This window comes from Mycobacterium sp. TY814 (assembly GCF_030755175.1).
Lineage (GTDB): Bacteria > Actinomycetota > Actinomycetes > Mycobacteriales > Mycobacteriaceae > Mycobacterium.
On the sequence record NZ_JAUFRY010000003.1, the window covers coordinates 136,008 to 149,914 of the forward strand.

At 67.1% G+C, this 13,907-nt stretch carries 13 protein-coding genes; 6 read left to right on the forward strand and 7 right to left on the reverse strand.

What is annotated here, in order from left to right; all coding sequences use genetic code 11:
• Positions 1-15 precede the first annotated feature (15 nt).
• From tatB to sigE, 4 genes are all read right to left on the reverse strand, one after another.
• A complete protein-coding gene (gene tatB / locus QXH22_RS21875) occupies positions 16-417 on the reverse strand; it encodes a Sec-independent protein translocase protein TatB (RefSeq protein ID WP_306245390.1) in 402 nt (133 codons plus the stop codon).
• Positions 418-523: 106 nt separating this feature from the next.
• A complete protein-coding gene (locus QXH22_RS21880; protein ID WP_306245391.1) occupies positions 524-2,035 on the reverse strand; it encodes a S1C family serine protease in 1,512 nt (503 codons plus the stop codon).
• Between the two features lie 164 nt (positions 2,036-2,199).
• Complete coding sequence (rseA, locus tag QXH22_RS21885; protein ID WP_306245392.1) at positions 2,200-2,586, reverse strand: anti-sigma E factor RseA; 387 nt, start codon at positions 2,584-2,586, stop codon at positions 2,200-2,202.
• A 154-nt stretch (positions 2,587-2,740) separates the two neighbouring features.
• Positions 2,741-3,508 carry an RNA polymerase sigma factor SigE gene (gene sigE / locus QXH22_RS21890; RefSeq protein WP_306245394.1) on the reverse strand — a complete coding sequence of 256 codons (768 nt, stop codon included), beginning with the start codon at positions 3,506-3,508 and terminating at the stop codon, positions 2,741-2,743.
• Between the two features lie 203 nt (positions 3,509-3,711).
• Between sigE and QXH22_RS21895 the strand changes: the two genes are divergently transcribed.
• Positions 3,712-4,386 (forward strand): O-methyltransferase, encoded by a 675-nt coding sequence (locus QXH22_RS21895; protein WP_306245396.1) that lies wholly within the window; start codon positions 3,712-3,714, stop codon positions 4,384-4,386.
• A gap of 3 nt (positions 4,387-4,389) precedes the next feature.
• Here QXH22_RS21895 and QXH22_RS21900 read toward each other — a convergent pair whose 3' ends face one another.
• Together QXH22_RS21900 and QXH22_RS21905 are read right to left on the reverse strand one after the other, a co-directional pair.
• Positions 4,390-6,153, reverse strand: coding sequence for a PE domain-containing protein (locus QXH22_RS21900; protein ID WP_306276995.1), 1,764 nt, complete (start codon positions 6,151-6,153; stop codon positions 4,390-4,392).
• 95 nt (positions 6,154-6,248) lie between these two features.
• Positions 6,249-6,851: a TetR/AcrR family transcriptional regulator gene (locus tag QXH22_RS21905; RefSeq protein WP_306276996.1), complete on the reverse strand. Its 603-nt coding sequence runs from the start codon at positions 6,849-6,851 to the stop codon at positions 6,249-6,251.
• 25 nt (positions 6,852-6,876) lie between these two features.
• Here QXH22_RS21905 and QXH22_RS21910 point away from each other — a divergent pair, with 25 nt between their 5' ends.
• The gene (locus tag QXH22_RS21910; RefSeq protein WP_306276997.1) at positions 6,877-7,641 is read left to right on the forward strand and encodes an SDR family NAD(P)-dependent oxidoreductase; all 765 of its coding nucleotides are present in this window, start codon (positions 6,877-6,879) and stop codon (positions 7,639-7,641) included.
• A 16-nt stretch (positions 7,642-7,657) separates the two neighbouring features.
• Here QXH22_RS21910 and QXH22_RS21915 read toward each other — a convergent pair whose 3' ends face one another.
• Positions 7,658-9,808 (reverse strand): PPE family protein, encoded by a 2,151-nt coding sequence (locus QXH22_RS21915; RefSeq protein WP_306276998.1) that lies wholly within the window; start codon positions 9,806-9,808, stop codon positions 7,658-7,660.
• A 182-nt stretch (positions 9,809-9,990) separates the two neighbouring features.
• On the opposite strand from QXH22_RS21915, the gene QXH22_RS21920 reads away from it, so the two are divergent.
• From QXH22_RS21920 to QXH22_RS21935, 4 genes are read left to right on the forward strand one after another with little or no spacing between them, the layout of a single operon-like run.
• Positions 9,991-10,629 carry a TetR/AcrR family transcriptional regulator gene (locus QXH22_RS21920; protein WP_306276999.1) on the forward strand — a complete coding sequence of 213 codons (639 nt, stop codon included), beginning with the start codon at positions 9,991-9,993 and terminating at the stop codon, positions 10,627-10,629.
• Positions 10,619-11,548 (forward strand): ABC transporter ATP-binding protein, encoded by a 930-nt coding sequence (locus QXH22_RS21925; protein ID WP_306245407.1) that lies wholly within the window; start codon positions 10,619-10,621, stop codon positions 11,546-11,548. Before QXH22_RS21920 ends, QXH22_RS21925 begins: the two co-directional genes overlap by 11 nt.
• The gene (locus QXH22_RS21930) at positions 11,545-13,173 is read left to right on the forward strand and encodes an ABC transporter permease (protein WP_306277000.1); all 1,629 of its coding nucleotides are present in this window, start codon (positions 11,545-11,547) and stop codon (positions 13,171-13,173) included. The genes QXH22_RS21925 and QXH22_RS21930 overlap by 4 nt, the downstream gene beginning before the upstream one ends.
• Positions 13,170-13,844, forward strand: a complete 675-nt coding sequence (locus QXH22_RS21935; RefSeq protein ID WP_306277001.1) for an isoprenylcysteine carboxylmethyltransferase family protein — start codon at positions 13,170-13,172, stop codon at positions 13,842-13,844. Before QXH22_RS21930 ends, QXH22_RS21935 begins: the two co-directional genes overlap by 4 nt.
• Positions 13,845-13,907 lie beyond the last annotated feature (63 nt).

Below are 13,907 nucleotides of genomic sequence, written 5' to 3' on the forward strand. Positions count from 1 at the left end.
GGCGCGAGCGGACGCTCAGGTGGCGTCGGAGTCGAACGGGGTGCGTTCGGGCGGGGCAGACGCGGCCGGCGGCTGCGGCGGCTGGGCAGGCGGCTGCTGGGCCGGGGGCTGCGGTGCCGGTGCGTCGAAGTTGCCGGTGAAGATCGAGTCGTCACCGTCGAGTAAGTGCTTGGTCAACGCCGCGCGGGGGGTCATCCCGCGCAACTTCTGCAGTTCGCTGAGCTGGCCGCGGATGTCGTCGAACTCGGGCCCCATGTCCTCGCGAAGCTGGTTGGACACACCGCTGAGGTAGTCACGCGCCTGCCGCAGGGCGCCGGCCGTCCAGCGAATCGCACCGGGAAGCCGCTCCGGGCCGAGCACCACCAGCCCGACCACCACAAGGACGAGCATCTCCCCCCAGCCGATGTTGGCGAACATCAGGTTGGATGGTGCTGACCCGCAGCGCCCGGCTGCGCCGCGCTTGCGATCATCACGGTTGGATGGTGCTGACCCGCAGCGCCCGGCTGCGCCGCGCTTGCGATCATCACGAGCTGGTGTCGGGGTCGGGTTTGACCGTCAGCGTCACATGACGCCCGTCGCGGACCACCTCGATCTGCGCGTCCTGGCCGATGGTCAGCTGCCGCACGGCGACGACGGCTTCGTCGGAGTCGGCGACCTTCCGGCCCCCGATCTTGACGATCACGTCGTTCTCCAGGATTCCGCCCTTTTGCGCGGGTCCCCCGGCCTTCACGTTGGCCACCTGCGCGCCCGAGGCGATCGCGTTGCTCACCGACCGGGTGCTGATGCCCAGCGTCGGGTGCACGATCTTGCCGTCCTTGATCAGCGTCTCGGCGACCAACTTCATCTCGTTGACCGGGATCGCGAAACCCAGCCCGCTGGCGCTGTCGGACAACGATTTGCCCGCACTGTTGATGCCGATCACCTGGGAGTCCATGTCGATCAGTGGCCCACCGGAGTTGCCGTGGTTGATCGAGGCGTCGGTCTGGATGGCGTCCAGGACGGTGTCGGTGTCAGAGCCCTCGCCCGACAACGGAACCGGGCGGTGCAGCGCGCTGATGATGCCGTGCGTGACGGTGCTGCGCAGACCCAACGGGGCACCGGCCGCGATCACCTCGTCGCCGACCCGCACCTTGTCGGAATTGCCGAGCCGCGCCACGGACAGGTTGTCGACGTTGTCGACCTTCAGGACGGCCAGGTCGGTCTTGGGGTCGCGGCCGACCAGGCTGGCGGGCACTTCCTTGCCGTCGTTGAAGACCACGGTCGTCTTGAACTGGCTGGGGTTGTTGGCGGCTTCGGAGATGACGTGGTTGTTGGTGACGATGTAGCCACGACCGTCGATGACGACGCCGGAGCCCTGCATCCCCTCCTGGTCGCTCTTGGACTCGATCGTCACCACCGAGTCGGCGACGGCGGCCGCGACCTTGGTGAACCGCCCGGCCGGCTCTTCGGCATTGCCCGCGGTGGACAGCGTCACCTTCGAGGTGGTGAACGCCTCGACCACTTCGGCGGTCTTGCGGCCGATCACCCCACCGATCGCACCGATCGCCAGCGCGATGATGAGCAGCACGGCCAGCGCGAGATACGACACCTTGCCGCCGAACAGCACATCGCGGACGCCGAGCTTGCCGCTGTGGCGCAGTTCGCCGTGGGTGACGATCGGAGGCAGCGCCGGAGTTCCCAGCGCAGCGGCCGCGTCCGGATCGCGCCAGGGATCCTCGGGCTCGTCGGGCTCACCATTCTTCTCGCCGGCCAGCGCAGCGGCATCGATCGGATGACGCTGCAAAGTCTCGGTGCCGCCGAACGGACGACCGAAGGCCTCGGCGAGCACCGGGTCGGACGGCTTGTCGTGCGGCCGGAACTCGGACTGGTCCCGATACTTCTGCGGACGCACCCGATCGGCGACGAAGGAACCCTGCTGCCCGGCCGGACGTCCGAACGTCTGACGCGAGCCAGGGTCCACCGGCGGCCGGTAAATGGGACGCGGCGCCAGCCGTTCGGTTTCCTGGCCGCTGTTGTTGCCTTCGTCGGAGCTCACGGTTCCTCTTCTAGATCCGTTTCGGGGCCCGGCACCGGGCCGGCCGTATACGCAGCGAAGAACCGCACGGCCCTGGAAGTTGTGCTGTCCACCCTAGTATCCACGGATCCCCGCCGGTCGGCATGAACCCACGCGAGGGCCCGCGCAGGCACCCAAACCCCAAGCTAGCGGCGCTTCCGGTGATCATCGCGCTCGGCAAAGTCATCCGAGAGCGGCAGGGTTTCCTCGTGTGGGTAGTGCGGAATTTCGGACAGCAACCCGAGCAACGAGCTGGGAATGCGGATCGGGTGGGAGTCGCGCAGCGCAGCCCGCGCGCGGCTGTGGTCGTCCACCTCGGCCGCGCACTGGGCGCAGAGCGAGAGATGGTGCGCGGCGCGCAGGTGTGCGTTCATCCTCAGCTCGCCGTCGACGAACGCGGCGATGGCCTCGATGGAGAGGTGCTCCGTGGAACCGAAGCGGCGCGGCGCACCTACCGGGGCATCGCTCTGGGAGGCGAATTGGGCGGGTAGCCACGAGAACGCACGCCGGAACACATCTCCCCGGTCGGCCATTACCAGCTCCTTCCGCACCCTATTGAGCCATTTGTATCTCGAATGTAGCGCGGTGTGCTGCTTGATAACCATGATCGGACCTTTAAACCCCGGAATTTGGGATCAGTTGGCAACCGTGCAGTGGCCGAAACGATGATCAGCCTGCGCCGGTGACTCAGCTGGCCGACCGCATCGAGCGGTCGTCGTGCAGGCCGAGTTCGGGATGAGCGGCCAGGTAGTCGCGGAGCGCTTGGCGCCCCCGGTGAATCCGGCTGCGCACGGTGCCGAGCTTGACGCCCAGGGTGGCGCCGATCTCCTCGTACGACAGGCCTTCGATATCGCACAGCACCACCGCGGCGCGGAACTCCGGTGGCAGCGAGTCGAGCGCTGCCTGCAAGTCCGGACCGAGCCGCGAGTCGTGGTAGATCTGCTCAGGGTTGGGCTCGTCGGCCGGCACCCGGTCGTAGTCCTCGGGCAGCGCCTCCATGCGGATGCGGGCGCGGCGCCGGACCATGTCGAGGAACAGATTCGTGGTGATGCGGTGCAGCCAGCCTTCGAAAGTGCCGGGCTGGTAGTTCTGCACGGACCGGAACACCCGGATGAAGGTTTCCTGCGTCAGGTCCTCGGCGTCGTGCTGGTTGCCCGAGAGCCGGTAAGCCAGCCGGTAGACGCGGTCGGCGTGCTGACGCACCAGTTCGTCCCAGGACGGCATGGTGGCCTTGTCGCCGGTCGCGTCGAAAATCGCGGTACCAAGCAACGCGTCAGATGATTCCACCCAGTCGCTCTCGGCAACCTGTTGCGGGTGCGACATGGTGGTCGGGCTCAAAGTAGTGATGGTCAATTCCTCCGGCTTTCCCCTGCCATCCAGGGTCGGCATTTCCTCACTCGCCGAAACACGAAGTTCCCATCCCGTATTCCCGCTCCAACCTCCGCCGCGTTCCATACGGCCTACCGTCGCGTACCCGAGTGTGGGCCAGGTATGAGCAGTCTGAGCTTTAGCTGAGAAACCATACTGTTACCTGGGTTGTCCAGGGGTTATGGAGTTTGCTATGAGGTGCGTCGCCCGGCCGGGTCCGGGCGTGTCGGCGCCGGTTCCCACGGGCGCGCCTGAGCGACGCCTCCGGCGGTTGGGCATACTCTGCGGACATGGAGGGCACGTCCAACAACAGTGACGAGACTGGCCACGCGACTCGGAGCAGGGCGGATTCGCTTGTGGCGCACGCCGAAGAGTCGATATCGGAGGACGCGATCCTGGCCGGCACCCGGGAACGCGCCGTCGACAGCGGCGCCGGCGCGGTCACACCCGCGGTGGGAGCGCTGCTGAGCCTGCTGGCGAAGCTGAGCGGCGGCAAGGCGGTTGCCGAGGTCGGCACCGGGGCGGGCGTGAGCGGGCTGTGGTTGCTGTCGGGCATGAGCGACGACGGCGTCCTGACCACCATCGATATCGAACCGGAATATGTCCGGCTGGCCCGTCAGGCGTTCGCCGAGGCGCACATCGGACCGTCGCGCACCCGGCTCATCAGCGGGCGCGCTCAGGAAGTGCTCACCCGGCTCGCCGATGACTCCTACGACCTGGTGTTCATCGACGCCGATCCGATCGACCAGCCGGAGTACGTCGTCGAAGGCGTCCGTCTGTTGCGATCCGGCGGAGTCATCGTCGTGCATCGCGCGGCACTGGGCGGGCGGGCCGGCGATCCCGAGGCGCGGGACGCCGAGGTGGCAGCCGTCCGTGAGGCGGCCCGGTTGATCGCCGAGGACGAACGGCTGACGCCCGCGCTGATACCGCTGGGTGACGGCCTGCTGGCCGCCGTCCGCGACTGAGCGTCAGGCGCCGAGCAGGGTTTCGGCGACCGCGAACGGGAAGTGGACGGTCGCGGTCGCGACTTCGCGGACGCCGTCGCGAACCGCGTTAACGATCGTCGCCGGGTTGCCGGTCAGCAGGGCCGCCCCGACGTCGTAACCCGCGTACTGCGGTGCCGTGACGAAGTTGCGCACGTCGACGAACAACTGGGTCGGCAGGTCCGCCGGCCCCACGGCGGCGCCGTTGTAGCTCACCATCGTCCAACCTGTTGCGGGGCTGCCCTGGACCACGACGACACCGGTGTTCGGCAAGGTCCGGGTGAGCAGGAACAGCGGGTTGGGGTTGTCGACCATCATCATGGTCCCGGTCTCGATGGTCAGGGCGCTGGAATAGGCGACGACGGCGTGGCTGGGAGCCGACGCACCGACGTTGTACATCGTTTGCACTGCAGAGTCGAAACCGGCGGCGAAGTTGAGGCCGGTCGGGTTCGTCGACAGCGGGGCCAGCATCGGGAACGCCGGCAAGCCGAGGGTCCACACCAGCGGGCCACCCAGATACAGCAATCCCGCCGGAATCTGCGGCAGGTCTTCGAACAACCCGGCGTTGATCTCGTTGAGACCGGGCAGTACGACCGCGGCCGGCTGTCCCAGGTAGGCCACCAGCGCCGCTGCCGTTTCCTGGGTCCTGATCATCTGCGAGTCGAAGATGCCGGCGAAGATGCCCTGGCCGTTGAGCACATTGGCGACGTTGGCCGCTTGCAGCACGCCCGTTGCGTCCAGCGGCGGGCCGGGCACGGCTGTATCGAGAATGCCTGCCACGTTGCTGGCCGTCTGGCCGTGCCGCACGAACTCGATGGTCACCAGTTGGTCGTTGAGGACGGGGACGGTGGAACCGCCCAAGCCGATGAACAGACCCGGGAATCCGCGGGCGCCGCTGGCCCCGGTGGGGGTGCCGGCCCCGCCGGCGCCGCCGTACCCGCCGTCGCCGAACAGCAACGCCTGGCCGCCGGCCCCGCCGGCACCGCCGGGATCGCCCAGGAGCAACGCCGCACCGCCCAGCCCGCCCCGGCCGCCATTGCCCATCAGCAGGCCGCCGACACCCCCGGCGCCGCCCGCGCCACCGGCCCAGCCCGTCCCGCCGGTGCCACCCGTACCGATCAAACCGGCATTGCCGCCAATTCCACCGTTCAGCGGCAGCACACCCCCGGTCGGTGAATAGCCGGACCCGCCGTCGCCGAACAGCAAGCCGCCCGCTCCACCGTTGGGGCTGAGCGCGGTTCCGGCGACGCCGTTACCGATCAGGTCGCGCCCTAACAACGCCTGAGTGGGTGCGTTGATGATCGGGTCGACCGCCTGGCCGAGCGGGCTCGCGATCCAGGTCTGCCCGGCTTGGTGAATAGGCTTGTAGATAAGGGCCTGGAATGCGCCCGAGGTGATTTCGTTGAGTGCTTCCAGCGGAGCGGAGGCGGCACCCCCACCGAGCAGTGTGGCCTCCAACTGCGCGAGGATCGCCGCTTCGGCGCCGCCGTAGGAGGCCGCGGCGGCGCCGAGGTTCCGCACGAATTCCTGGTGGTACACCGCCGCCTGCGCCGCCGCCGCCCGGTAGTCGTTGGCGTGCGTTCCGAACAAGCTCGCGATCGCGACGGACACCTCGTCGGCAGCGGCCGCGGCCAGTCCGGTGGTGGGGATCGCCGCGGCCAGATTGCCGGCTCCGACCGCCGCTCCGACCTGCGCGGCATCCGCCGACGCAGTTTCGATCATGTCCAGTGCCGCGACCACAAATGACATTTCGCTACTCCTCGATGCGTAATTCGGCCCGACCGACATCTTGGCACTGGATACGGAAAAAAGTCGGGAAATCGGCGGAGTTTTGGCCGTCGCCGTCAGGAGCCGCGCAGCCCCGCGATCCCGGTGTCCAGGGCCGCTTCCAGATACGACAGGTCGCCGGTGGCGAGCATGATGCCGACGCCGCCCTGAATTCCCGCCAGCAGTGCCGCCGCGGCCTGGTCCGGGTCTACGCGTGCGGACACCTTGCCGCTGTTCTGCATCGAGCGGATTCCGGTGGCGATCGCATCGTGCCATTGCGAGATCAGCTCGACGGTGACGGCCTGTGCGCCAGGGGTGGTCCGGCCGATCTCCGACATCAGCACCGCGATCGGGCAGTTCTGCCCCTGACGGCGGTAGCGGTCCACCACGGCGTCCCGCCATCGTTGCCAGGCCGCCCAGGAGGTCAGGTCTCCCAGGTGTGGTTGCTGGTCTTCGATCACCATCGCCGACTCGTATGCGGCGACCGCCAGCAGCAGCTGGTCCTTGCCTTCCGGGAAGTAATGGAACAGCTGGCTCTTGGACGTGTGGCTACGGGCCATGATGTCGTCCAGCGTGGTCATCGCGATGCCGTGGGCCCGGATCTCGCCGGCCGCGCCCTCGATGATGCGCTGGCGGGTGGCCCGGCCCTTCGCGGTCAATTTCTGGACTTGTGAGTCCATTTCGAAAACGGAACTCTGTGGACTCATGAGTCCAAACAGTACGCAGTTATCCGAACGCACGGCATTGGTCACCGGTGCCACCGCCGGTCTGGGCGCCGCCATCAGCCGTGCGCTCGCCGCCCACGGCGCGTATGTGATCGTCAACGGGCGCAACGCTTCCCGTGGCGAAGCCGTCGTCCATGACATCGTCGCGTCAGGCGGACGCGCGACCTTCGTCGACGGCGACCTGGGAGCGGGCACGGACGCGATCGCGGGCATTGCCAAGCGCGCCATGAAAGCCGCCGACGACCACCTCGACATGCTGGTGAACAACGCCGCCACCCTGCTGATGCCCACCGCCACCGCCGATGTCAGCGAGCAGGAGTTGACCGATGCGTTTGCCGTCAACGTGTTTGCACCCTTCCTGCTGACCGGCCTGATCGCGCCGCAGATGGCCCGGGCGGGCCGGGGTGCGATCGTCAACATCGGTTCCATCACCGGCCTGCGCGGGTCGGCCGGTTCGGCCGTCTACTCCGGCACCAAAGCGGTTCTGCATTCCTTCACCAAGTCGTGGGCCGACGAATACGGACCGGCCGGGGTGCGGGTGAACGCCGTCGCGCCCGGACCGATCGCCACTGAACGCGCGCTCGAATTCGCCGACAATGTCGGGCCGATGCTGGCGCGCATCCCGTCGCGCCGGATGAGCACTCCGGCGGAGGTGGCCGCTGCAGTGGTGTTCCTGAGCGGCAACGACGCCGCCAACATCCACGGCACCATCCTCAGCGTGGACGGGGGATGGGCGGCAGTGTGAGCCCGTCCCCTGCGATTCAGGCGCGGTTGAAGAAGCCGGACTGCCCGACGCCCGCGTTGAACGCACCCGAGTCCGCACCCGGACCGGTATTGCCCACACCCGAGCTGTGCTGGCCGGTGTTGAAGAATCCCGTGTTGTAGTAGCCGGCATTGCCGAAGCCGATGTCGTGGTTGCCCGCGTTGAAGAAGCCCACCTTCAGTCCACCCGCGCCGCGGTTGAAGAATCCGGTGTCAGTACCGGCGTCGCTGGCGTTGAAGAAGCCCGCGTTGTCCTCACCGCCGCCGGAGTTGCCCCAACCCGAGGCGTAGCCACCGGCGGATGTGTTGTTCAGACCCGAGTTGAAGTTGCCGAAGTTGAAGAAGCCGGAGTTGCCCGTGCCCGAGTTGCCGAAGCCCGAGCTGCCGGTGTGAATACCGGTGCCGCCGAAGCCTGTATTGACGTCACCCGAATTGAACAGACCGGTGTTGGTGTCACCGGAATTGAACAGACCCGTATTGGTGAAGCCGGTATTGAAGAAGCCGGTATTGCCGGCCAGTCCCAGGAAGCCCTGACCGAACACGGGATCCGTACCGCTGCCCCCGGCGTTGAAGCCGCCGGTGTTGCCGATGCCGGTGTTGGACCAACCGACGTTGCCGAAGCCGGCGTTGAACGAGCCCACGTTGTGGTTGCCCGCGTTGAACAAGCCCACGTTGTGGCCGAACAGCGAAGTACCGCCGGAGTTGAACGCCCCCAAGTTGCCGTTGCCGGAGTTGGCCAGCCCCATATTCGTACTACCGGCGTTGAACGACCCGGTGTTGAAGCTGCCGGCATTGAACAACCCGGTGTTGGTGCTGCCGGAATTTCCGAGGCCGAAGCTATTGGCACCGGAATTGAGCAGCCCGACGTTATGGACGCCGGTGTTGCCGAAGCCCAGGTTTGCGCTGCCGGAGTTGAAAAATCCGGAGTTGCCGGCGCCGGAGTTGAACAGGCCGGTGTTGGCGCTGCCGGAGTTGAGGCCGCCGAAGCCGATCTGGTTGTCGCCGGTCAGCCCGATGCCGATATTGCCGTGCCCGGTGTTGGCCAGCCCCAGATTGCCGTCGCCGGTATTGGCGAAGCCGACGTTGAAGCTGCCGTTGTTGCCCAGCCCGAAATTCCAGGCGGCGTTATTGGCGTTGAGCCCTCCGATGCCCATCTGGTTGTTGCCGGTGAGCCCGATACCGATGTTGTTGTTACCGACATTGCCCAGACCGAAGTTGTTGAGGCCGATGTTCCCGATGCCGGTGTTGTAGCTCCCGAGGTTGTTCAGGCCCACGTTGAAGGCAGAAGCCGTTCCGGTTACCGCCCCGGCCAAATTCCCGTTTCCGAAACCGAGATTGCCGGTGCCGACGTTGCCCAGTCCGACATTGAACTGACCGATGTTGCCCAGGCCGATGTTGTAGGTAGCCGCACCGGGATACGGCGCGCCGGCCGCGCCCAGAGTCGCGTTCCCGTTGCCGGCACCGATATTGAACGAGCCGTAGTTGCCCAGGCCGAAGTTGCCGGTGCCGTTCCCCGGGCCGCTGTTGCCCGCGCCGACGTTGAAGCTTCCGACGTTGCCGCCCCCGACGTTGAAGTCTCCGATATTGCCGATCCCCAGGTTGAGGCCTTGATTGAGGCCCACGTTGAGGCCCTGTGCGAGCTGCTGAAACGGTGCCAGCTGCGCGGCGGCGGCGGACACCCCGGCGTGGTAGCCCGACATCGCGGTCACATCCTGGGCCCACATCTGTTCGTACAGCGCCTCCGCAGCCGCGATCGCCGGTGCGTTGAAGCCGAAGATGTTCGACCGCACCAGCGAAACGAACTGAGTCCGATTTGTCGCCACCAATTGCGGATGCACCGTTGCCGCACGCGCCGACTCGAATACCGCAGCCACCACATTGGCCTGACCGGCCGCCGCTTGGGCGTGGGCCGCCGCCGTGCTCAACCATGACGAATACGGCGCGGCCGCGGCGGCCATCGCCCTCGAGGCGGCGCCCTGCCAGGACGCCTGCACCACATCCGACGTCACCGAGTTGAAGGACTCCGCTGCCAACGCCAACTCGGCGGCCAGCCCGTCCCAGGCCGCTGCCGCTGCCAACATCGGCCCCGAGCCTGCCCCGGAGAAGATCTGCGCCGAAGTGATCTCCGGCGGCAACATCAAGAAACTCATCACGCCCCCACGAATTTTCGGGCCGACTTATTCGCCCCCGGCCGCTGCCCCCGCACGACCCGGGACAAACCGTACCGAAAAGCAGAGTGCTGCGGACCATTTCGCGTGATCTCCGGTCCGTCCACGTCCAGCTCGGGCCTACCCCCTTGACCGCGGCTGAACGCTCGTTTAGCGTACTGAACATGCATTCAGCCGATCTGACTGCCGTGGCCCGGATTCGCGATGCGGCCATCGCACAGTTCGGTGAGCACGGATTCGGCGTGGGAGTGCGCCGCATTGCCGAGGCAGCGGGCGTGAGCGCGGCTCTCGTCATTCACCACTTCGGTTCCAAAGAGGGCCTGCGCAAGGCTTGCGACGAATACGTCGCCGAAGAGATCCGCAGCAGCAAGTCAGAGGCGATCCAGTCCAACGACCCCGCCACGTGGCTGGGACAAATGGCCGAGATCGAGTCCTACGCACCCTTGATGGCCTATCTGGTGCGCAGCATGCAGTCCGGCGGCGAACTCGCAAACATGTTGTGGCAGCGGATGATCGACAATGTCGAAGCATATCTCGAGGAAGGCGTGCGGGCCGGCACCGTCAAGCCGAGTCGTGACCCGCAGGCCAGGGCCCAGTACCTGGCCATCACCGGTGGTGGCGGCTTTCTGCTCTACCTCCAGATGCATTCCACCCCAACGGATTTACGCACAGTATTGCGCGACTACGCAAACGACATGGTGTTGCCCGCCCTCGAGGTGTATTCCGAGGGCCTGATGACCGACCGCACCATGTACGACGCGTTTCTCGCAGCGGAGAACCAAGGAGGGTCACATGACAACTAGCCACCAGGCGCCCATCGATGTTCGCGGTCTCACCAAGAACTTCGGCAGTGTGCGGGCACTCGACGGCCTCGACCTCACCGTGCACGAAGGCGAAGTGCACGGCTTCCTGGGACCCAACGGCGCCGGCAAGTCGACGACCATCCGCATCCTGCTCGGTGTGGTCAAGGCCGACGGCGGCGCGGTGCGGCTACTGGGCGGGGACCCGTGGACCGACGCCGTCCAGCTGCACCGCCAGATTGCCTATGTGCCCGGGGATGTCACACTCTGGCCGTCGCTGACCGGCGGTGAGACCATCGATCTCCTCGCACGGATGCGGGGTGGCATCGACCAGCGGTTGCGGGCTGAGCTCATCGAGCGCTTCGAGTTCGACCCCACCAAGAAGGTGCGCACCTACTCCAAGGGCAACCGGCAGAAGGTTTCGCTGATCTCCGCGTTCTCGTCGCGGGCCCGGCTGTTGCTGCTCGACGAGCCGACCAGCGGGCTGGATCCGTTGATGGAAAACGTCTTTCAGCAATGCGTCGCCGAAGCACGCGACCGGGGCGTCACCGTTCTGCTGTCCAGTCACATCCTGGCCGAGACCGAAGCGCTCTGCGAGCGGGTGACCATCATCCAGGCGGGCAGGACGGTCGAGAGCGGGTCACTGGAATCGATGCGCCACCTGAGCCGGACGTCCATCAAAGCCGAATTGATCGGCGACCCGGGCGATCTCTCCCGGATCAAGGGCGTGGCGGACGTCAGCGTCGAAGGCAACACGGTGCGCGCCCAGGTCGACGGCGAAAGTCTCGGCGAACTGATCCGGGTGCTCGGCGACGCGGGCGTGCGCAGCCTCGTCAGCCAGCCGCCCTCACTGGAGGAACTGTTCATGCGCCACTACAGCACCAACGGCGACCGCGACGCGAAGGAGGTGGCCGCGCGATGAGCACCGCGCTTGCAGACCGGCCAACCGTTGTGCCGCAACGTGGTTCGCTGCTCGCGGGGACATTCGGATTGTTGCGGCTCTACCTGCGCCGCGACCGGGTCGTCTTGCCCCTGTGGGTGCTGCTGCTGTCGCTCCCGTTGGGAAGCGTGTATATCGGCAGCATCGAAAAGGTCTACTCCACCGCGGCCGAGCGAGCCGGGTTTGCGGCGTCGATCATGGCAAGTCCCGCGCAGCGCGCGCTCTACGGCCAGATCTACAACGACGGGCTCGGCGCGGTCGGCATCTGGAAAGCCGGGATGTTCCACACGCTGATCGCGGTCGCGGTGATCCTCACCGTGATCCGCCACACCCGGGCCGACGAGGAAACCGGTCGCGCCGAACTGATCGACTCGACCGCGGTAGGCCGGTACGCCAGCCTCACCGCCGCGCTGTTGTTGGCGTTCGGCGCCTGTGTGGCAACCGGTTTGATCGGCGCCGCGGGGCTGCTCGCCACCGACGTCGCGCCGGGCGGTTCGGTGGCGTTCGGCGCGGCGCTGGCCGCGTCCGGGCTGGTCTTCACCGCCGTGGCGGCGGTCGCCGCGCAGCTCTCGCCCAGCGCCCGGGTGGCCCGGGGCTTTGCGTTCGCGGTGCTCGGCGCGGCATTCACGCTGCGCGCGGTCGGCGACGCAGGCTCGGGCGCTCTGTCGTGGTTGTCTCCGCTGGGCTGGTCGCTGCAGGTGCGTCCGTACGCCGGTGACCGCTGGTGGGTGTTGCTGCTGCACCTGACGACGACGGCGGTGCTCACCGCCCTCGCGTACCGGCTGCTGGCCAGCCGCGACGTCGGTGCCGGACTGTTCGCCGAACGCAGCGGCCGTCGTACCGCCTCAGCGGCGCTCGCGGGAGTGTTCGGCCTGGCGTGGCGCCTCGATCGCGGCGCACTGGTGGTGTGGACGGTCGGGCTGTCGTTGTACGGGCTCCTGATCGGCAGCGTCACCCACGGGATCGGTGACGAGCTGGGCGGCGCGGCCGGACGGGATATCCTGGCGCGACTGGGTGGAACCAGCGCGCTGGAAGAGGGATTCATCACCGTCGGGTTCGGCATGCTGGGCATGATCGCGGCCGCATTCGCGATCTCGTTATCGCTACGGGTGCACCAGGAGGAGACCAGTCAGCGCGCCGAAACCCTGCTCTCCGGATCGATTTCGCGCACCCGCCTGCTGGCAAGTCATCTGCTGATGGCACTGGGCGGGTCGACGTTGGCCATCATGCTGGCCGGTGCGGCCGGCGGGCTGGCCTACGGCATGGCCGCCGGCGACGTCATGGGCAAGCTGCCCACCGTGGTGGGCACCGCGGCCGTGCAACTGCCCGCCGTGTGGCTGCTGTCGGCAGTGACACTCGTATTGTTCGGCCTGAGACCGCGATTCACATCCGGCGCGTGGGGTGTGCTGGTCGGATTCGTCGCGCTGTACCTCCTCGGTTCCCTCTCGGGATCGCCGCAGTGGATGCTCGACCTCGAACCGTTCGCGCACACCCCGCGCGTGGGCGGGGATTTCACCGCAGTGCCGCTGCTGTGGCTGCTGGCCATCGACGGCGCATTGATTGCGCTGGGCGCCATGGCTTTCCGTCGGCGGGACCTGCGGTCATGAAAACGGTCGTCAAAATAGTCGCGTCGCTGCTGTACGGGGTGGTTCTCTACAGCGTGCTGGTGTTCGTGCCGGCCGGGACGTTGCATTACTGGCAGGGGTGGGTGTTCGTCGCAGTCGCGATGGGCGCGACAACGGTGTCCACCGTCTGGCTGGCGGTGACCAACCCGGCGGCGTTGCGGCGACGCATGCGGGGTGGACCGCGCGCCGAGGGCCGGACCGTGCAGAAGGTCCTCGTGACCGGTTTGTTCCTGGCGTCCATGGGGGTGATGGCATTCAGCGCGTTCGACCACCGAATGGGCTGGTCCTCCGTCCCGGCGTGGGTGTCGGTGTTCGGCGACGTGATGATCGCCGCCGGACTGGGTGTGGCCCTGCTGGTGGTGATCCAGAACAGTTATGCCGCGGCAACGATCACGGTCGAGCAGGGGCAGACCCTGACCTCCGACGGCCTGTACGGGATCGTCCGGCACCCGATGTACAGCGGGTCGCTTGTCATGATGCTGGGCATCCCGTTGGCCCTCGGCTCGTACTGGGGGCTGCTGATCGTGCTCGCGGGTGTCGCGGTGCTGGTGCTGCGGATCCTCGACGAGGAGAAGCTGCTCAACACCGAGTTGGCGGGATACCGCGAATACACCCGGCAGGTGCGCTACCGCCTGGTCCCCCACGTCTGGTGACGGGCGCCCCGGTGGGCCGAGCAGACGCAAATTCGCGCTGGAACAGGCGTTCCAGCGCGAATT